This is a genomic window from Asticcacaulis sp. P2_B1, from assembly GCF_056404915.1.
This window is the reverse complement of record NZ_JBFUDD010000012.1, coordinates 1-18,057: the sequence shown is the minus strand read 5'-3', so window position 1 is coordinate 18,057 and position 18,057 is coordinate 1. Positions and strand designations below refer to the sequence as shown.

Sequence of the window (18,057 nt, the reverse complement as noted above, 5' to 3'; positions counted from 1 at the left end):
TCACGCTCCGCCCTCAAGTTTTACTTATAGATAAACGGAAAACTCGGCCGATCTGTCTCGATGCAGCTGGCGTCGACATTTGGGTCGGCCTTGTCGAGGAACTGCACCACCAGGTCATGGGCGCATTGGCTGCCGCCGGCGATGGTGTGGGTACGGTTGGGGAAGAAGTAATTCTTCCCATGGCTTAAACTCTTGACCGAAACCTCCGACAGTTCCGCCGGGCAGCCGGCGTCGATATCGGCCGACATCATCAACACCGGAATATCGCTGACCAGGGTCTGGTTTTCGACCGGGTCGGGTGTGCCGTGATTGAAGGCCTGGCAGACCGGGAAGAAACGGCGGGTGTCGCGTGCCACCGCGGTGGCGATCGGGTCCCCGCCCTGGTCATCGGTCACGGCCTTGACGTCTTCGAACGAGAATTCTTCGTTGCACAAGGTGGTGAAGAACTGGCCCTCGGTATAGCCGGCCTGGACCTTTACGAAGTCGCCGAGCGCGCTGTAATCGCCCTGCAGCACGGTGTCGATCGTCGACGGCAGTTTGCGGGCGCCATTGTCGCTGTAAATGGCGTCGAGCAGGAAAGCGCCCATTTCGTCGGCCGTATAGGTCGTGCCGTCTTTAGCGATAGTCGGCGCCGCCAGCCAGTCGGTCATCCGGCCATCGAAGCGTTTTTCCAGATCGGGATATTTGGCGTTGCAAACGGCGTCCTTGGCGCAGTAACCGAGAACCTGCCGGACCTCGCGCGACACCAGACCGGGCAAGGGCTTGGTGGCATTGGCTTCCGGCGGCCAGGTCGAGTTGAGCACGACGGCGCGCAGATCGGCCGGATCGTGCTGCATGACGGCCATGGCGACGCGGGTGCCATAGGAGCCACCATAGAGATTATAGGTCGTGATGCCGAGCGCCGCGCGCAGATCATGGATGTCCTTGGCGATGACGGCCGAATTGTACTGGGTCAGGTCGGCGCCGGTCGCCTGCCATTTTTTCATGCAGGCCTGCAGTTCCGCCACGCCGACATCGCTGGTCACGCCGGCGTCGGACAACGGCGCTTGGCCGCAATCGAGCGAGGGGTTGGATTTGCCGCTGCCGCGCTGGTCGAAGAATATCCAGTCGCGGTCATCGGTAATAACGCTGGGGCTGCGGCTCAAACGGGCGGCCATGCTGTCGACCACGCCGCCGCCCGGGCCGCCGTGTAGGAAGATGACCGGATCGCTTTTCTTGTTGGCAGCGGTGGCGCGGACGATAACGACCGGTAATTCGACCAGACGGCCATTCTTGGCGCCGCGAGTCTCTTCGACGACCATGGTGCCGCATTCGATCGTCTGTTTCAGTCCGGCATAGAGCGCGGAACAGGTTTGTTTGTGATAACCGAGCGTCAGGGGTTCTTGTTTCGGTGTACAGCCGACGACGGCCAGGGCGGCGACAAACAAAATTCCCAAACGACGCAACATAGACCCACTCCCAATACCCGAAGAGCATTGGTTTCATTCTACACGTCTTTTGTCAACGTGTTGTGCCGAGCTACGCGACGAGCAGGGCGCTCTGCAGGCTCTTGAACAGCGGCGCACCGTCGGCCGAGCCCAAGGCTTCCTCGAAGGCGCGGTCCGGGTGCGGCATCATGCCCATGACATTGCCGGCCTTGTTCATCAGCCCGGCGATGCCGTTCAGCGATCCGTTCGGATTATCGACATAGCGGAAAACCACCTGGTCGTTGTCCTCGATGCTTTTTAGCGTCTCGGCATCGGCGAAGAAATTGCCGTCGCCATTACCTTGGGTCATCCAAACGGTCTGGCTGTTGCCATAGGCGCTGGTGAAGCGCGTGTTGCGGTTCTCGATCGTCAATTCGATCGGCTTGCAGACATATTTCAAGGCCTCGTTGCGCAGCAGGGCGCCCGGCAGCAAACCGGCTTCGCATAGGATCTGGAATCCATTGCAGATGCCCAGGACCGATACGCCGCGCTCGGCTTCCTTCTTGACGGCGGCCATGACCGGCGACTGCGCCGCCATGGCGCCGCAGCGCAGGTAATCGCCGTAGGAAAACCCGCCGGGGATAATGATCAGGTCGGTGGCGGCGGGGAGGGACGTATCCTCATGCCACACCATCTCGACCTTGCCGCCGACGGTCCGTTCCACGGCGGTCTTGCAGTCGCGATCGCAGTTAGAACCAGGGAAAACGAGGACGGCGGCTTTCATGATCTTTTACTCGCAGGTTTCGAGGACGGGCTTTATCGGCGCGGCGTCCGGAGACGGGAAGGGGTTTTTGAAGGTGAAGGCTTCGGGAGATGGGCCTTGGCGCGCCAGAAGTTCAATACGCGCCCGGCCTTCGGCGGGTGTCGGCCGGTGACCTGCCGGAACCCACCACAGCGCCATATGGACCTCCATCTTGCTGAACCACTCAGCGCGCCGGCGCATAATGGTGCGATGGTCCGAGCGGTAGACGTAAGCCCCGAGCGCATCCATATCGCGCCACGTGCTCATATTGGTGATGACGGCGGGATCGTCGAAGGCAACCAGGTCGGTGGCGTCATTGCCTTCGCCCGTCAGCCGCCAGACAAAGCCGTCTGAACCTTCGGCTAGTTCGTTGATGCGGTCGAGATTGTTCTTGAAGTCGGCGATCTGAGGGTCATCGATCGGCGCCAAAAGGCGGCCGATATTGATTTCCGCCAGCTCGAACCGCGACATCTAGGCGACCTCGACCCGGTAGGATTCTATGACCGTGTTGGCGAGAAGCTTCTCGCACATGGCCTTGAGCTCGTCCTTGGCCTTGGCCTCGTCCTGGCCGTCCAGGTCGAATTCCAGCAGTTTGCCGACGCGGACATTGGCGACGCCGCCCCAGCCCAGGTCGTGCAAGGCGCCTTCGACGGCCTTGCCCTGGACGTCGAGAACACCCGGTTTCAAAAAGACATGAACCTTGGCCTTCACGCTACGCCTCCCTCGATAACACGGGGCATATCGCCCATGATCCCCAGCCGCTTGGCGACTTCGGTATAGCTTTCGATGACATTCCCCATGTCACGGCGGAAGCGGTCCTTGTCGAGCTTTTCGTTCGTCGTCGAATCCCACAGGCGGCACGAATCCGGGCTGATTTCGTCGGCCAGGATGACGCGGGCGAAGTCGCCTTCAAACAGGCGGCCATATTCGATCTTGAAGTCGATCAGGGTAATGCCGACGGCGGCGAACATGCCCGACAGGAAATCGTTGACGCGCAACGTCATGGCCAGGATATCGTCGATCTCCTGGGTATTGGCCCAATTGAACGCCGTGATGTGCTCTTCGGTCACCATCGGATCGTTGAGGGCATCGTTCTTGTAATAGAATTCGATGATCGACCGCGGCAATTGCTGGCCTTCGGGCAGGCCGAAGCGCTTGGCCATCGAGCCGGCGACGACATTGCGGCACACGACTTCCAGCGGGATGATCTCGACTTCGCGGATCAGCTGTTCGCGCAGGTTCAGGCGCTTGATGAAGTGGTTCTGCACGCCGATATTGGTCAGCTTCGTCATGACGAATTCGGAGATGCGGTTATTGATGACGCCCTTGCCTTCAAGCTGCGCCTTCTTCTCGCCGTTGAAGGCGGTCGCGTCGTCCTTGAAGTACTGGATCAGAGTGCCGGGCTCGGGACCTTCATACAGGATCTTCGCCTTGCCTTCGTAGATTTTCTTCCGGCGGGGGGTGGTCATGGCTTATAGGCTCCAAACGGGGCAGGGGCAAAAGACGGGGCATGTGTCGTAAACGGACGAAATTTCGGGGTTTGAAGCCCGCCAGGCCCATGAAATGCGCGAGTCTCATCATAGAGGATGCGCGTTGCCGCCGCAAATAAACAAAAACTTTTGTCCTGTAAACGTCAGTTCTTGTTGCGTACCCCCACAAGGCGAACTAAAACCGGATCAACCTGAAAGGTTTGCCCACTCCATGTCCATATTCGATAAGCGTTCGTCTGAAAAATCACAGCCGCAGGACGCACCGGCAGCGGGCAGCGCCGATTTCGAATTCCAGGCCGCGGCCGCCAGCCACCGCATGATCGCCCTGTGGGCGGCGCAAAAGATGGGACTCAGCGGCCAGCATATCGAAAACTACGCCAAGGCCGTGGTGCGCGGACCGTCGGATCAACCCTCGGAAGACGACGTGATTCGCAAGATACTCGGCGATCTGGTCGCCTCCAATATCAGTGTGCGCGAATCCGAAGTGCGCACCAAGGCAGCGGAATTCCTGGCCCAGGCCAGGGAGGCCCTCAAGAGCTAACCCCTAACGGAGCGGACGATGAAGCTGAAAGCCCTTGCGTCCCTGATCCTCGGTGCCGGCCTGCTGGCCGTGGCCGGGTGCGCCACCATTCCAGCGGGGCCCGATGTCGGCGGCCCCGGCGGCGAATTGCCGCAGCAGCCGATCGACGCGCCGCCGCCGCCGCCGCCCAACGAAACGCCGGCCGAACCGGATGTGCCACCGCCACCACCGCCACCACCGGCGGAATTGCTCAATGGCCTGGCGTGGGAAAACAATCACTCTGAACGTGTGGCCTGGTCCGACGAACTGCGCACCCAGATCAAGGCCAACCTGGTCTCCTTCAATAAGGCGACCGACCTGGCCGACATATGTTCCGCCTATCGCGATCTCGATACTGACGATCAGGTAACGGTCCTGGCCACCATGGCCGTCGCCATCGCCAAATATGAAAGCGGCTACGATCCGCACAATATCTTCCATGAACCGCCGCCGCTAGGCGTCGACTCGGTCGGACTTTACCAATTGTCCTATGAGGACGGTTTTTCGTGGTGCGTGCTCGATCGCGGCAATCGCTCGCTGGAAGACCCGATCAACAATATCCGCTGCGCCATCCCGAAAATGGCCAAGCTGATCGCCAAGGACCGCATCCTGACGGCCGGCAGTACCAGCGACAATGCCATGGGCCTGGCGCGCTACTGGTCGGTCATGCGCCTGGGCGCCGGCCACCATCTCGAAGACATCCGCAACGCCACGCGATCACTGGCCTTGTGCCAGGCTACGAATTAAGCAAACCGGCCCGTTACCGAGAAACGCGGACCCGCGGCATAGGGTGCCACGCTGGCGATCGAGCGCGGTTGATCGCCACTATACAATGCCAGATCGTTGAAGCGCGGCATGATGCCGCCTTCGATATCGCCCGATGGCGAATGAAACAAAACCTGCCCGCCCCAGTCCGAACGCCAGCCTTCGGTAAAATTCCATTCGAAACACAGCCGCGCCTGGCTGTCGGTATGCTGGGTGAAGAAGTCGCCCGGGCGATAACAGACTGCTTGGAGCTGAGTCAGGTCGAGGCCCGTCAGCCCCGTCAGGCGCCCGCAAAAATCGGCGAAGGCCTGGGACTTGATCAGGTCGGACAACGGCGCCAGCGCGATCGTATCCGCCGCCATTAAATCGCAACCCAGGCGCAGATAGGACAGACCCGTTTGGGCGCGTTCCGCCGCATCGGTTAGGCGCGTCTGGATCACCGACGGCGCCAGGCTTTCCAATTGCGGGCGCGAAATAACATCCGGCCGGCCATCAACCGTCACCAGTTGCAATTCCCATGGCGTCTGTTGTTCAAGGCCATGATGGACGGCATGGGCCTCTTCTGCCGCAATAGCGCCTTCAAGTCGAATGCGGCCCTTGGCGGCGAAACGGCTTTCATAGCCGGCGGCATCGAACAGATCGGAGAGCAGGGCAGGCATGGCGTTCCTCCACCTGTCTTGACGGCTAACGTCCGTTCAGGTCCCAACAGCGGTAAAGGGGATCCACAGATTACGCAGAGTTTTTGCCGCCTTGCGGCGCCAAGACTGTCGACATATCGCCCGACGACGTGGCCGAGCTAATCTGCGAAATCTGCGTAATCTGTGGATAAGTTTCTTCTACCCAAACACGCGCGCGAAAATCGTATCGACGTGCTTGGTGTGATAATCGAGATTGAAGAACGGCTCCAACTGCTCGCGCGTGAAAAACTTCGACACATCCTCATCCGCACTCAGGAAATCGAGGAAATTGCCTTCGCCGCGCCATACCTTCATGGCGTTGCGTTGCACGGCCGAATAGCTGTCCTCGCGCGACATGCCTTTTTGAGTCATGGCCAGCATGACGCGCTGGCTGTGCACCAGACCACCCAGGCGATCCAGATTTTTTTGCATGTTTTCCGGATAGATCAGCAGGTTATCGACGACACCGGCCAAACGGCGCAGGGCGAAATCCAAATGGACACAGGCGTCCGGCGCAATCCCGCGCTCGACCGAGCTGTGCGAAATATCGCGCTCGTGCCACAGGGCGACGTCTTCCATGGCCGGCACGACGGCGGAGCGCACCAGCCGCGCCAGACCGGTCAGGTTTTCCGTCAGCACCGGATTGCGCTTGTGCGGCATGGCCGACGAGCCCTTTTGTCCGGCCGAGAAAAACTCCTCGACCTCGAGCACTTCGGTACGCTGCAAATGGCGGATTTCGGTGGCCAGGCGTTCGACGCTCGACGCCACCACACCCAGGGCCGCAAAGAAGGCGGCGTGACGGTCGCGCGGAATGACCTGGGTCGAGACCGGCTCGATCGCCAAACCCATCTTGTCGGCGACATAGACTTCGACTTCGGGCGAGACATTGGCGAAGGTGCCGACGGCGCCTGAAATGGCGCAGGTCGAAATCTCCTCGCGTGCCGTCACCAATCGCTTACGGGCGCGGGTGAATTCGGCATAATAGCCGGCCAGTTTCAGCCCGAAGGTCACCGGCTCGGCGTGGATGCCGTGGCTGCGGCCGACGCTCGGGGTAAACTTGTGTTCCAATGCGCGCTTCTTCAACGCCGCCAGCACCAGGTCGACATCGTCGATCAAAAGGTCCGACGCACGTTGCAACTGCACGGCAAAACAAGTGTCGAGCACGTCCGACGACGTCATGCCCTGGTGCAGGAAGCGGGCTTCCGGCCCGACGATTTCCGAAACGTGGGTCAAAAAGGCGATGACGTCGTGCTTGACGGTGCGCTCGATCTCGTCAATGCGGTCGGCGTCGAACTGGGCATCCTTGCCCTTGGCCCACAGGGTCTCGGCGGCCTCCATCGGAATGACGCCAAGCTCGGCCATTTTGGTGGCGGCGTGGGCCTCGATCTCGAACCAGATCTTGTATTTCATCGCCGCATCCCAGATGGCGGCGGCTTCCTTGCGGGCGTAACGGGTAATCATGACCATACCTAATGTTTATATGCGCGTGTGCATCGGTAAATCCGACCCGCATGTCAAGACCTGATTACCAATCGGGTTGACACTGGCAGAGACCGCGCCGATCCTCTACCCACAAGGAGATACCGTCATGAAACGCATTTTACTCGCGCTTGTTGTGCTCTTGAGCCTCTCGGGATGTGCCGGATGGTATGGGGGCGGCGACATCGGCAGACTGGCGGAGAATGGCCATCACAAATAGTTAATTTACGCTTTGTGGGTGTGAGCGCTTGGCGTTAAGGTTTACAAAGCGTTAATTTCTTGGCCAGATTCCATTCCTACGATGCAGAGGGTACCGTCGTGCGTAAGCTTGTTTTGAAGTCCGGTGTTACCGTCCTGGCCTTTGTCGGCCTGGCCATGTCCGCTCAGGCTCACGATCACACCAAGCCGGTGGTCAAGCCGATCAGCAGCACCTTCCAGTCCGAATCGCGAGAGACGGCGACGAGCACGGTCGAGGTTGTCGCGACCGGCACAACGGACGGCTATCACGGCAACGGCCATGTGACCGAAAGCGACCTGCCGGACGTTAATACGACCACCGTCATCGCCTGTCCGGAAGACGGCCCGGATTCGGCCGACTGGAAACAGGTGCCGGAAGATTTGCGTAAGATCGCCACGCCCGGTCAGTGTTATGCCCGCTTGTTAATCGCGCCGAAATTCGAAAACTTCACCGATCACGTCATGGTCGCCGACGCTCGCACCGAAACCCGCACCGTCCCCGAAGTCGCCCAAATGGTCGAAAAGGACGTCATGGTGGCGCCCGAGCACGTGGTACACAAGACCATTCCGGCCGTATCCCATACCGAAATGGTCAGCGTCGTCGTCACACCGGCCACGGTCCGCGAAGAAACCATCCCGGCGCGCTACGAGACGCGTGTCGAACATGTCATGGTCGCGCCCGAGCATCAGGAATGGGTGAAGACCGCAGGCATTCCGACGGGCGCCGCCCTTGTGACGCCGATCGATCATGAGCCGGTGCGTTACCGCGCCGACGGTTCGCTGACCTGGCCGGGCAAGACCCCCGTCGTCGTGGAGACCTCCGACGAAACGGCCGAATACCTGCAGCAAGGCAGCGCCCAGCCGGTCTACTGCCTGAAAATCGTCCCGGCGCAATATGAAGAGCGCCGCGCCCAGGTCGAGGTGTCGCCGGCCTCGTTGCGCCGCATCGACGTGCCGGCTGTCATGCGCCAGGAGCGCCGTGTCGTCGTCGACGCTCCCGAACATGTCGAAGACGTCGTCATTCCGGCCGTCTACCGCAAACAAAAGGTCCGCGAAATCGTGACCCCGGCCCATACGGAAGAGTTCACCGTGCCGGCCGTTTATCAGGACGTCGCCAAGTCGCGCCTGGTCGGCGACCCGCAGCCGGTGTGGCGTCAGGTCCTGTGCGCCAAGAACACCTCGCCGGCCAAGATCGCCGAGATCCAGCGTGCCCTGGCCAAGCGTGGCTATAATCCCGGTCCGGCCGACGGCCAATTGGGGACGCAAACCGTGTCCGCGATGCAGAAGTTCGAAGCCGACCGCGGCCTACCTCAAGGCCAGGTCTCGGTCGAGGCGGTCCATGCCTTGGGCATTTCTCTATAAATTAATAAATCGTACAATTAGGGGGCTGGCGGCGCGTTTTGCACTTCAAAACGCGCCGTTCCTATGTCTAACTCCTGATCAATCACATTCGGGAGCACGCAGATGAATCGCCGTCAATTGTTCATGGGGGCCGCGGCCACCGGTGTTATCGCCATGACCGGCAGCGCGCGTGCCCTGACGGTGCCGCCCCCACCACCGCCGTCACCGCGCGAAACCCTGTTGCTGGACAAAGGCTGGCGCTTCCACGACGGCGACATTCCCATGCCGGTGCTGATCGGCCATGACGACGCCTATAATGCCGCCAAGGCCGGCCACGCCCTCGGCGCCGCCAGCACCAGCTACGACGATAGTGCCTGGACACAAATCACCCTGCCGCACGATTTCGCCAGCTTCCAGCCGATCGAAGAGACGGCCAATGTCGACCAGGGCTATCGCCGCCGCGGCGTCGCCTGGTATCGCAATCACCTGAATTTCGACGCGTCCGACCACGGCAAACATATCGAACTTCAGCTCGACGGCGTCGCCACCTTTGCCACTGTCTGGTTCAACGGCACCCTGGTCGAACGGAACTGGAGTGGCTATTCGTCGGCCTATATCGACCTGACGCCCTATGTCACCTATGACGACAAGAATATTCTGGTCGTTCGCGTCGACGCCACCGCCATGGAGGGATGGTGGTACGAAGGCGCCGGCATCTATCGCGACGCCTGGATCGTTAAGCGCAACCCGGTTCATATCGTCACTGACGGTGTTTTCGCCCATCCGGTCAAAACCGGCACTGAATGGTCGGTCCCGATTGAGGTGACGGTTTACAATGCCGGGAAGGAAGAGGCAAAGATTCGGGTGCTGACGAGCATCTGGCGTGGTCCGTTGGCTGGAATGGCGCCAACTGTCTATCAGGACATTACCGTGCCAGCTTTGGGCACGACCATCGCGTACATGAATATGCCGTGGCAATTCGGCGTCGAGTTTTGGAGCCCGACTGAGCCTAATCTCTACGACGTTACCACAACCTTAGTATTTTCTTCGTCCCCTGCCGACGCCGCTCAGGCGCCCACTTACCTGCCACTCGATACGGTCGCCACCACCTGCGGCTTCCGCACGACCCGTTTCGACGCCAATCTCGGCTTTTTCCTCAACGACAAACCTGTGAAAATCAAAGGCGTCTGCCTGCATCAGGACCATGCCGGCGTCGGCACGGCCGTGCCCGACGGCCTTATCGAATTTCGCCTGCGCCGCCTGAAAGAAACAGGCTGCAACGCCATCCGCTTCTCGCACAATGCCCAGAACAAGGTCCTGATGGACGCCTGCGACCGTCACGGCTTTCTGGTCATGGCCGAGAACCGCAATTTCAACGCCTCGCCGGACTATCTCGAGCAGCTGGCATGGCTGGTTCGCCGCGACCGCAACCATCCGTCCATCTATCTGTGGTCGGTCTTCAACGAAGAACCCATGCAGGCGACCGAGCAGGGCTATGAAATGGTCCGCCGCATGAGCGCGGTGGTCAAATCGCTCGACACGACGCGGCCGGTAACTGCCGCCATGAACAACGGCCTCGAAGCCCCGCTCAGTGTCGCCTACGCCGTCGACGTTGTCGGCATCAATTACCAGCAGGACCATTACGACAGCTTCCACGCCGCCCATCCCGACATTCCGATGTTCTCCTCGGAAGATACCTCGGCCTTCATGACGCGTGGCGAGTACAAGTCCGACAAGGACAAGCACATCATGGCGTCCTATGACGACGAGGCCGCACCATGGGGCGAAACCCAACGCGCCGCCTGGAAGGCCGTCGTCGAACGTCCCTTCGTCGCCGGCCAGTTCGTGTGGACCGGTTTCGATTATCACGGGGAGCCCACGCCCTTTACCTGGCCGTCGAACAGCTCCTATTTCGGTATCATGGACCTGTGCGGGTTTGAGAAGGCCGCCTTCCATATCCACCGCGCCCAATGGATCGACGACAAGCCGGTGCTGGGCCTAGTGCCGCACTGGAACTGGCCGTCTGGCGAGAGCGTGCGCGTCATGGCCTGTACCAATTGCGAGGAGGTCGAGCTGTTCGTCAACGGTCGTTCCGCCGGCAAGCAAAAGGGCGACCGCCTGGAGATGAACTATTGGACCGTGCCATATGCGCCTGGCTTTATCGAGGTGCGCGGATCCAACGCCGGCAAGGTGGTCATCAAAACGCGCAATGAAACCACCGGCCCGGCCGTGGCGTTGAAGCTGGTCCCCGACCGCACCGCCTTGGCCGGCGACGGCCGCGACGCCATGCCGATCACCGTCATGGCGGTCGATGCCAAGGGGAGGGTCATTCCAGGCGCCGATCATCAGGTAATCTTTGGCGGCAACGCACCGATCATCGGGCTGGGTAATGGCAATCCGACCGACATTTCGGCCGAAAAGGGTAATACGCGCGCCTTGTTCCATGGCCTGGCCCAGGTCATCGTTCAGGCCCCGGCAAGTTCAGGCAAGATAACCCTGACGGCAAAGGCCGAGGGTCTGAAAACGGCGACTCTGGACATTCCGATTGCATCGTCACCGTCGGTTATGCGCCAGGCGACGGCCTGATCGGCGGCGGGAAATTGCTGGCGGCAATGGCTATTCCGCAATTCGGTGTAGTTTGGGGCAATTTCAACGAAAACCGGCGCTCCGAATGGGAGGGAGGCGTGTTTTGGTGGGGTAATATAATGCCTCTTTACGGGCGCGGGGGCGAACGGGGGAACAGAGATCGTTGCGTTCTAAATCGCGCCGATCTGCTTCATGCTGGTGACGCCCTCACGCCCAACGATCAGGTGATCGTGGATGGTAATCTTCAAAGGCTTGCCGGCATCGATGATTTGCTTGGTCATGTCGATATCGCCGGCGCTGGGGGACGGATCGCCGGAAGGATGATTGTGCACCAAAATAACCGCGCTGGATGATAGCTCCAGAGCCCGGCGCATGATCTCGCGCGGATAGGCCGGCGCGTGATCGACTGTGCCGCGGCCCATGATCTCATCGGCGATCAACTGGTTCTTTTTGTCAAGGAACAGACAGCGAAACTGCTCGCGCGGTTCATGCGCCAATGTGACCTGAAGATAGGACAACAAGGCCGACCAGCTTGAGATCACCGTGCTGCGTTTCAACGGCGCCGCAACCGCCCGCCGCGTCGCTTCGAACATCAATTGCAGATCCAGCGCCACATCCTTGCTGACACTGAGTTTCTTGCCCTTGTTGTCGAGGACGCTGACCTGCATCATGTCCTCCAGCGGCGCCGATAATACCGCCGGCAATGACTTGAACCGTTCCAGCAGCGCCTTGGCCAGCGGTTTGACGTCACGCATCGGGATCGAGCGAAACAGGAACAGTTCGAGCAATTCATAGTCGGGCAGGGCCGATACCCCGCCCTGGCGCGCCCGGTCACGCAGGCGGTCGCGGTGGCCACCGTGGTTCGGCATGGCCGCCTCCGCCATCACGGCGAAAGCAGCGGAAACCTCGTCCATCCCGTCATCCGCCCCCACGGTGCTGGCCTCAGGCCAGAACCGGCAGCGGCCGGAACTGGCCGGTGCGCGAGGCCGTGAAAATCTCCACGCCGTCGTCGGTTACGCCGCAGCTATGCTCGCATTGCGCGGTCAGGGTCTTGTCGCGCGTCACGGCGGTCCAGCCGTCGTTCAGCACCTTCACATCGGGCTTACCGAGATTGATCATCGGCTCGACCGTGAAGAACATGCCCTTTTGCAGGACCGGGCCGGTTTTAGGCTTGCCGAAGTGCAGGACATTGGGATTGTCGTGGAAGACGCGACCCAGACCGTGACCGCAGAAATCGCGCACCACGGTGCAGCGCTGGCCTTCGGCATATTTCTGGATGGCCGCTGCAATATCACCAAACGTATTGCCGGGCTTGATTTGCTCCAGGCCCAGGCGTTCGGCTTCGTAGGTGACGTCGATCAAACGCTTGGCGCGCGGCGCGACCTCACCGACCTCGTACATCCGCGAGGTGTCGCCATGCCAGCCGTCGATAATGCAGGTGACGTCGATATTGGCGATATCGCCTTCGCGTAGCGCCTTGTCCGACGGAATACCGTGGCAAACGACGTGGTTCGGCGAAATACAGACCGTGTGCTGATAGCCCTTGTAGAAGACGCAGGCCGGCAAACCGCCGTGGTCGAAGATGAATTCGCGCGCCAGATCGTCGAGATAGGACGTCTTCACGCCCGGCACGACATAGGGGATCAGCATGTCGAGGCAATCGGCGGCGACGCGCCCGGCCTTGCGCATGCCTTCGAAATCTTCGTCCGTATGGATACGAATGGTCTCGGAGCGAAGCATATAATCGGAATCTGTTGTCATGGCGCTCAATATAGACCTCGGCCCCGGCAATATCCAGTCTCGTATCGCAAATCCTGCACGGGACGCCATTACGGGGACAGCCAGCGGCTCGGCCGGCCGAAAACCCGGCAAAGTGGTTTTTCTCATCCATTTTACGAATTTTAGGACGCAATAAAGCGTTTTGCAACCTTTGAGTATTAAGGCTGAGTAGAGGTCAGGAGGCGTTATGCGCTATGGATTGTACGGAATATTGGCGGCCTTGCTCATATGCTGTGGCGTGGCAGGGTGGTCATATGTCGATCTGGGCGCTAATTATACATCCGTAGCGGGTGTTATCACCTCGACATCGACGCTGTGCTATTTGCAAAAAGGTCATGACAAGGTCGCCGACAAGGTGACGCACACAACGATCGAAGTGCCGTGCAATATTGCCGAGCTGGCCGTGCAGCCCGGCCAGGCCAGGGCCGGTTATACGGTGATGGCGAGGACGACGCTGAATTACAATTATCTGTCGCCGGTCGACAAGACCTGGCACCATGGCTCGACCCGGCGCGGCGGCACACCCGACACCTGGCCGCAACCTGGCGCCAGGGTGAAGATTTATGCCCATAAAAAAGAGGCCGATATCTCGAAATATGTGACCTGACCGGCGCCTCCTCTGGCAGAGAGGGGCGATAGAGCTTAAGTGCAACAGGCACATGAGTCGTGCGTCTGTTATGATGGAGTTGCCGGGTGTCGGCTGCGCGTATTCTGGTTTTCGGCAATGAAAAGGGCGGGGCGGGCAAGTCCACCGTCGCCATGCATGCGGCTGTGCACCTCTTGCATCAGGGCAAGCGGGTCGCCTTTATCGATCTCGACCTGCGGCAAAGATCTCTGGCGCGTTTCTTTTCCAATCGCCGGCAATGGGCCGCGGCCAACGAAAAGATCCTGCCGCACGCTTTCGAGCCGCATCTCGCCGACAAGCCTGCGGCCTTGTTGGAAGCGCCCGAGGCGAGGGCGAAGGCGGCCTTCGACCGGGCGCTCAATGACGGCATCGATCACGCCGACTATATCCTGATCGACACGCCGGGCGGCGATCACGTGCTGTCGCGGCGCGCCCATGCCGCCGCCCACGTCATCGTGACGCCGATGAATGACAGTTTTATCGATTTCGATTTGTTGGGTGAGGTCGATCCGGTCACGCTCGACGTCAAGCGGCCGTCGATCTATGCCGAGACGGTATGGAATTCGCGCAAGCAGCGCGCCGCCTGGGACGGCAAGTCGATCGACTGGATCGTCCTGCGCAACCGGTTGGCGGCGCATGAGGCGCGTAATCGCAAGCGGGTCGACGAGCGCGTTCTGGCCTTGGGAAAGCGCGTCGGCTTCCGGGTTTTGCCGGGTCTGCGCGATCGGGTGATTTATCGCGAGCTGTTTCCGTTCGGCCTGACGGTCGGAGATTTGTCGGCCGAGGTGCGGCCGGTGTCGATATCGCTGGCGCACATTTCGGCGCGGCAGGAATTGCTGGCCCTGATGAAATCGCTCGATCTTGGCGACGCGGTCTTGCCGGCGTTCGACATAGAGGCGGCGGACGCCTGATGTGGCTGATCGGGGGCATAGCGGTCTTCCTGTTGCTCGTCTATGTCGGGCGGCAGACGCGACTCGGCCGTTTCAAGCCCGGACCGTGGATCCAGCAGTTTCGCGTCGTGCGCGGTTTGTTTGCCACGGCGATGATGATCCTGGGCGTGACCATGTTGGTGCGCGGCGAGATATGGCCGGGTCTGGCGGCCTTGCTGGTGGCGTTGATCCTGGGCGGTAGCGTGCGTTTCAAGGCGGCTTTCGGGAATGGCCCGCGGCCGGCGCCCGAAGTGGCGGCCTATTCGGCGGACGAAATTGCCGCTTACAAGACCTTGGGCCTGGCGGTCGGCGCCGACAAGAAGGCGGTCAAGGCGGCGTGGAAGGCATTGATGAAGGCGGCGCATCCGGATCAGGGCGGTTCGGACGCGCGGGCCAAGGCGTTGAACGCGGCGAGGGATGTGCTGTTGAAGCGGCGCACTTAAATTTACGGGGTTTGGGGCCTGCGGCCCCAAGACTTTTCTCTATCTAACAAAATAGCCCAGGCCAAAGGCCCGGGCTATTTTGTTAGAAGAGGCAAGGTTTTGTGGGGGCACAGCCCCAAACCCCATAAGTTTAAGCGTCCGGCTTCACCACCATACAATCCAAACGCTTCGCACTGATCTGCGAGCAAGCCTTCTGCGCCTGCTCCTTGGTCAGCGATGCAAAGCGCGTGCGATACCAACCCGCATCCGATTTGGTCACCTGCGATGTCGCATCGGCCAGGGCATTGTCGAACTTGCGCTGCATGTTCTTGACCCAGTCGGCCGCCAAAGACTTGTCCTTGAAAGCGCCAACCTGGATCGCCCACACGGCATTGGGGTTCTTCTTCGCCTTGCCGGCCTTGGCCGGCTTGGTCGCGGCCGCCGCCACAACAACCGTCTTGCGCGTCGTCGTCTTGACTTGGGCCTTAGCCGGCGCCGGGGCAGGGGGCGCCATGGCAACCGTCGCCGCCGGACGGCTCAGGGTCGCAACAACGTCCGGCGCCCGCACCGTGGCGCTGGCTTGCTGGACATCGACGTCCGTCGCATTGGCTTCTTCACTGCCTTCGAGCGCATCGCGCAGCTGATCGTCGCTAAGCGGCGCATTGGCGCGCGAATCGTTACCCGAATCGTTAGACGCCAGAAGCGTGTACGGCCGGGCGCCGGCACCCGTATAAGGCTGCGGACCGTTCGGCACCACCGGCTGATCCATCATCATCGCCTTGGTGAATTCGTTCTGCGCCACCATGATGGTCTCGCCATGGTCGCGGCGGTCTTCGACTTCGAAACCGACATTGAGCAGTTCGGTCACATGCTCGCGGCGCTGCTGCTTGTCGGCGGCGCCCAACATGACGGCGATCAGACGGTGATTGCCCTTGACCTGCGACGCCACAAGATTCTGACCGGCGGCATTGGTATAGCCCGTTTTCATGCCGTCGACGCCCGGCATACCGTGCAGCGGGTTGTGATTATAATAGGTGCGGCCGCGGAAGGTGACGCTGTCGAGGTCGAAATAGCTGTAATATTGCGGATAGTCGCGCAGAACGGCCCGCGCCAGGATGGCCAGGTCGCGCGCCGACGACAATTGCCGCGCATCGGGCAAACCGTTGGCGTTGACGAATCGCGTCTGGGTCATGCCCAACTCCTGGGCCTTGATGGTCATGAGCGCGGTGAAACGTTCTTCCGTGCCGCCGACCTTTTCGGCCAGGGCGACGGCCATATCGTTGGCGGAATACATGGCGGCCAAACGCATGGCGGTATCGACGTCGATCGTATCGCCGGCCTTGAGATAGACCTTGACCGGCGCCTGGCTGGCGGCGCGCGACGAAATGGTGATCTGGTCGGAAGGCTTGATCTGGCCGCGGGCCAGAGCGTCGAAGACCATGTACATGGTCATGATCTTGGTCAGCGACGCCGGATAGCGCGCCGAGTCGGCACGGGCGGCGTACAGGACTTCGCCCGACTGGGCGTCCACGACGATGGCCGAGTATTTGGGATTGTTGCTGAGGTCCTGCGCCGAAGTCATGGGTGCTGCACCCATCAGGAGGGCCGATACAGCGGCGCATCCCCCCAATATAAGTCCGCGGTACTGCTGGCTAACCCGCCCGATCACACGCATCAAAGCTGTTCCTCATACTCTGTTACAAAACGCCGCCGGGATTCTCAGAATAAGAAAGCAATGTGTTCTTATTGTGAGAGCCCGGTCAACATAACCCGGATCGTATAGTCTGTCGTGAAATTTCCTTAAGCAAGCCTTAAGGACACTTGTTTGTGACCGACCACCCACCATATCGCGCCCATTCGTCCGAACCCGCCATAACAGACAACCACTAAACCATTGCGCCGACTAAAAATCTCCCACCTGAGGGGAATTGTCTCCTCACGATTGCGTTAACGTTTTGTGCAGTGCACAATAATGCTTGACTGAATGCTGCAACCGCGTTATATGGACAGTCAAGCGGGCACAACGTCCGGTGTTTGTGTATCGACTATCGACCCCCGAATCCGAGCAGCCCACCAAACCCTATCTAAGGAGCATTCCCATGGAAGCCGCTGAAACACTCAAAGCCAACGTCGAAAAGTTCACGATCGCTGGCAACCAAGCCTTCAAGGACGGCGTTGAAAAGACGCTCGGCGCCCTGAATGAAGTCAACACCCTTTCCAAGGGCAATGTCGAAGCCGTCGTCGAATCGCTGACCGCCGCCACCAAGGGCGCGGAAACCGTCGGCGCTCAGGCCCTGGCCTTCTCGAAGAAGAACTGGGAAGAAGCCGTCACGGCTGCCAAGACCCTGTCCGGCGCCAAGAGCATTCAGGAAGTCATCGAGCTGCAATCGAAGTACGCCAAGTCTTCGATGGAAGCCTATGTCTCCGAAATGAACCTGATGACCGAAACCATGTCGGCCTCGTTCAAGGACACCTTCAAGCCGATCAACGCGCGCATGACCGCCGCCGTCGAAAAGTTCCAAAGCTACCGTTAAGTTTTGGCCGCTAAACATTTGCCCTCCACATTTGCCCTCCGGCAAATCGAGTAAGCTTGAGTATCAGCCCCGGGCCACAAGGTCCGGGGTTTTTCGTCGTCGGCACAAATTCCCCAAATGCCACACCACCGTCACATTTTGACATCAGCGTTCAGAATCTGTGATCGATAGCGGCGCGCTTTGTGCATTTAACCCCTTAACAGCCAGCCGGTTTGGGCTATCTTGTTATTTTGCGGCGGCGACTTATCTAGGGCTTGTGGCTTGGCCGGGATGAGCCGGCGCCACAAATCGCGGAATTTTGTGTAAGAAGAGGTTGGCTTTGTCGCTACAGGTTTTATCGACGCAACTGATGCGGGACGCCATTACGGCGGCGGATAAGGGCACGTCGGTGACGCGCCCGGGTCAGTCGCCGGGCATCCTGTCCTG

Annotated in this window: 19 protein-coding genes; 9 read left to right on the top strand and 10 right to left on the bottom strand. The window is 60.2% G+C overall.

The window, feature by feature from the left end; translation table 11 throughout:
• Window positions 1-20 precede the first annotated feature (20 nt).
• The 5 genes from AC1DX3_RS19405 to purC all read right to left on the bottom strand — a co-directional run bounded on the left by AC1DX3_RS19405 (window position 21) and on the right by purC (window position 3,677).
• Window positions 21-1,448 (bottom strand): alpha/beta fold hydrolase, encoded by a 1,428-nt coding sequence (locus tag AC1DX3_RS19405; RefSeq protein ID WP_476990985.1) that lies wholly within the window; start codon window positions 1,446-1,448, stop codon window positions 21-23.
• A 70-nt stretch (window positions 1,449-1,518) separates the two neighbouring features.
• Complete coding sequence (purQ, locus tag AC1DX3_RS19400; RefSeq protein WP_476990984.1) at window positions 1,519-2,190, bottom strand: phosphoribosylformylglycinamidine synthase subunit PurQ; 672 nt, start codon at window positions 2,188-2,190, stop codon at window positions 1,519-1,521.
• Window positions 2,191-2,196: 6 nt separating this feature from the next.
• On the bottom strand, window positions 2,197-2,679 hold the full coding sequence (locus AC1DX3_RS19395) for a DUF3291 domain-containing protein (protein ID WP_476990983.1): 483 nt from the start codon (window positions 2,677-2,679) through the stop codon (window positions 2,197-2,199).
• A complete protein-coding gene (purS, locus tag AC1DX3_RS19390) occupies window positions 2,680-2,919 on the bottom strand; it encodes a phosphoribosylformylglycinamidine synthase subunit PurS (RefSeq protein WP_476990982.1) in 240 nt (79 codons plus the stop codon). It abuts the gene before it with no gap.
• Window positions 2,916-3,677 carry a phosphoribosylaminoimidazolesuccinocarboxamide synthase gene (gene purC, locus AC1DX3_RS19385; RefSeq protein WP_476990981.1) on the bottom strand — a complete coding sequence of 254 codons (762 nt, stop codon included), beginning with the start codon at window positions 3,675-3,677 and terminating at the stop codon, window positions 2,916-2,918. The genes purS and purC overlap by 4 nt, the downstream gene beginning before the upstream one ends.
• A 232-nt stretch (window positions 3,678-3,909) precedes the next feature.
• Here purC and AC1DX3_RS19380 point away from each other — a divergent pair, with 232 nt between their 5' ends.
• Entirely contained in the window at window positions 3,910-4,239 is a 330-nt protein-coding gene (locus tag AC1DX3_RS19380) for a DUF1476 domain-containing protein (RefSeq protein ID WP_476990980.1), read from the top strand.
• 18 nt (window positions 4,240-4,257) lie between these two features.
• On the top strand, window positions 4,258-5,004 hold the full coding sequence (locus AC1DX3_RS19375; RefSeq protein WP_476990979.1) for a transglycosylase SLT domain-containing protein: 747 nt from the start codon (window positions 4,258-4,260) through the stop codon (window positions 5,002-5,004).
• On the opposite strand, the gene AC1DX3_RS19370 is transcribed toward AC1DX3_RS19375, so the two are convergent.
• Both AC1DX3_RS19370 and purB read right to left on the bottom strand, forming a co-directional pair.
• Window positions 5,001-5,681, bottom strand: a complete 681-nt coding sequence (locus AC1DX3_RS19370; protein ID WP_476990978.1) for a 2OG-Fe(II) oxygenase family protein — start codon at window positions 5,679-5,681, stop codon at window positions 5,001-5,003. The genes AC1DX3_RS19375 and AC1DX3_RS19370 overlap by 4 nt on opposite strands.
• 177 nt (window positions 5,682-5,858) lie before the next feature.
• On the bottom strand, window positions 5,859-7,160 hold the full coding sequence (gene purB, locus AC1DX3_RS19365) for an adenylosuccinate lyase (RefSeq protein WP_476990977.1): 1,302 nt from the start codon (window positions 7,158-7,160) through the stop codon (window positions 5,859-5,861).
• Window positions 7,161-7,287: 127 nt separating this feature from the next.
• On the opposite strand from purB, the gene AC1DX3_RS19360 reads away from it, so the two are divergent.
• From AC1DX3_RS19360 to galA, 3 genes are all read left to right on the top strand, one after another.
• Window positions 7,288-7,398, top strand: a complete 111-nt coding sequence (locus tag AC1DX3_RS19360) for a lipoprotein (protein ID WP_476990976.1) — start codon at window positions 7,288-7,290, stop codon at window positions 7,396-7,398.
• A 98-nt stretch (window positions 7,399-7,496) separates the two neighbouring features.
• The gene (locus AC1DX3_RS19355; protein ID WP_476990975.1) at window positions 7,497-8,777 is read left to right on the top strand and encodes a peptidoglycan-binding domain-containing protein; all 1,281 of its coding nucleotides are present in this window, start codon (window positions 7,497-7,499) and stop codon (window positions 8,775-8,777) included.
• 102 nt (window positions 8,778-8,879) lie between these two features.
• The gene (galA, locus tag AC1DX3_RS19350; RefSeq protein ID WP_476990974.1) at window positions 8,880-11,342 is read left to right on the top strand and encodes a beta-galactosidase GalA; all 2,463 of its coding nucleotides are present in this window, start codon (window positions 8,880-8,882) and stop codon (window positions 11,340-11,342) included.
• 170 nt (window positions 11,343-11,512) lie between these two features.
• On the opposite strand, the gene radC is transcribed toward galA, so the two are convergent.
• Window positions 11,513-12,256, bottom strand: a complete 744-nt coding sequence (gene radC / locus AC1DX3_RS19345; protein WP_476990973.1) for a RadC family protein — start codon at window positions 12,254-12,256, stop codon at window positions 11,513-11,515.
• A 28-nt stretch (window positions 12,257-12,284) separates the two neighbouring features.
• The gene (gene map, locus AC1DX3_RS19340; protein WP_476990972.1) at window positions 12,285-13,103 is read right to left on the bottom strand and encodes a type I methionyl aminopeptidase; all 819 of its coding nucleotides are present in this window, start codon (window positions 13,101-13,103) and stop codon (window positions 12,285-12,287) included.
• Window positions 13,104-13,308: 205 nt separating this feature from the next.
• Here map and AC1DX3_RS19335 point away from each other — a divergent pair, with 205 nt between their 5' ends.
• From AC1DX3_RS19335 to AC1DX3_RS19325, 3 genes are all read left to right on the top strand, one after another.
• Window positions 13,309-13,728, top strand: coding sequence for a hypothetical protein (locus AC1DX3_RS19335; protein WP_476990971.1), 420 nt, complete (start codon window positions 13,309-13,311; stop codon window positions 13,726-13,728).
• 86 nt (window positions 13,729-13,814) lie between these two features.
• Window positions 13,815-14,657, top strand: a complete 843-nt coding sequence (locus AC1DX3_RS19330) for a division plane positioning ATPase MipZ (protein WP_476990970.1) — start codon at window positions 13,815-13,817, stop codon at window positions 14,655-14,657.
• The gene (locus AC1DX3_RS19325; RefSeq protein WP_476990969.1) at window positions 14,657-15,118 is read left to right on the top strand and encodes a J domain-containing protein; all 462 of its coding nucleotides are present in this window, start codon (window positions 14,657-14,659) and stop codon (window positions 15,116-15,118) included. Before AC1DX3_RS19330 ends, AC1DX3_RS19325 begins: the two co-directional genes overlap by 1 nt.
• A gap of 130 nt (window positions 15,119-15,248) precedes the next feature.
• Here AC1DX3_RS19325 and AC1DX3_RS19320 read toward each other — a convergent pair whose 3' ends face one another.
• On the bottom strand, window positions 15,249-16,772 hold the full coding sequence (locus tag AC1DX3_RS19320; protein WP_476990968.1) for an SPOR domain-containing protein: 1,524 nt from the start codon (window positions 16,770-16,772) through the stop codon (window positions 15,249-15,251).
• A gap of 424 nt (window positions 16,773-17,196) precedes the next feature.
• Here AC1DX3_RS19320 and AC1DX3_RS19315 point away from each other — a divergent pair, with 424 nt between their 5' ends.
• Complete coding sequence (locus tag AC1DX3_RS19315) at window positions 17,197-17,631, top strand: phasin family protein (protein ID WP_476990967.1); 435 nt, start codon at window positions 17,197-17,199, stop codon at window positions 17,629-17,631.
• The last annotated feature ends 426 nt before the right edge of the window (window positions 17,632-18,057 follow it).

Bases quoted from the DNA above. Each gene is read 5' to 3' on its own strand.
- purQ (WP_476990984.1), bottom strand. From the start codon at position 2,190: ATGAAAGCCGCCGTCCTCGTTTTCCCTGGTTCTAACTGCGATCGCGAC.
- AC1DX3_RS19325 (WP_476990969.1), top strand. From the start codon at position 14,657: ATGTGGCTGATCGGGGGCATAGCGGTCTTCCTGTTGCTCGTCTATGTC.
- galA (WP_476990974.1), top strand. From the start codon at position 8,880: ATGAATCGCCGTCAATTGTTCATGGGGGCCGCGGCCACCGGTGTTATC.
- AC1DX3_RS19395 (WP_476990983.1), bottom strand. From the start codon at position 2,679: ATGTCGCGGTTCGAGCTGGCGGAAATCAATATCGGCCGCCTTTTGGCG.
- radC (WP_476990973.1), bottom strand. From the start codon at position 12,256: ATGGACGAGGTTTCCGCTGCTTTCGCCGTGATGGCGGAGGCGGCCATG.
- AC1DX3_RS19360 (WP_476990976.1), top strand. From the start codon at position 7,288: ATGAAACGCATTTTACTCGCGCTTGTTGTGCTCTTGAGCCTCTCGGGA.
- purB (WP_476990977.1), bottom strand. From the start codon at position 7,160: ATGATTACCCGTTACGCCCGCAAGGAAGCCGCCGCCATCTGGGATGCG.
- AC1DX3_RS19375 (WP_476990979.1), top strand. From the start codon at position 4,258: ATGAAGCTGAAAGCCCTTGCGTCCCTGATCCTCGGTGCCGGCCTGCTG.
- AC1DX3_RS19315 (WP_476990967.1), top strand. From the start codon at position 17,197: ATGGAAGCCGCTGAAACACTCAAAGCCAACGTCGAAAAGTTCACGATC.
- AC1DX3_RS19370 (WP_476990978.1), bottom strand. From the start codon at position 5,681: ATGCCTGCCCTGCTCTCCGATCTGTTCGATGCCGCCGGCTATGAAAGC.
- map (WP_476990972.1), bottom strand. From the start codon at position 13,103: ATGACAACAGATTCCGATTATATGCTTCGCTCCGAGACCATTCGTATC.
- purC (WP_476990981.1), bottom strand. From the start codon at position 3,677: ATGACCACCCCCCGCCGGAAGAAAATCTACGAAGGCAAGGCGAAGATC.
- AC1DX3_RS19320 (WP_476990968.1), bottom strand. From the start codon at position 16,772: ATGCGTGTGATCGGGCGGGTTAGCCAGCAGTACCGCGGACTTATATTG.
- AC1DX3_RS19405 (WP_476990985.1), bottom strand. From the start codon at position 1,448: ATGTTGCGTCGTTTGGGAATTTTGTTTGTCGCCGCCCTGGCCGTCGTC.
- AC1DX3_RS19335 (WP_476990971.1), top strand. From the start codon at position 13,309: ATGCGCTATGGATTGTACGGAATATTGGCGGCCTTGCTCATATGCTGT.
- AC1DX3_RS19380 (WP_476990980.1), top strand. From the start codon at position 3,910: ATGTCCATATTCGATAAGCGTTCGTCTGAAAAATCACAGCCGCAGGAC.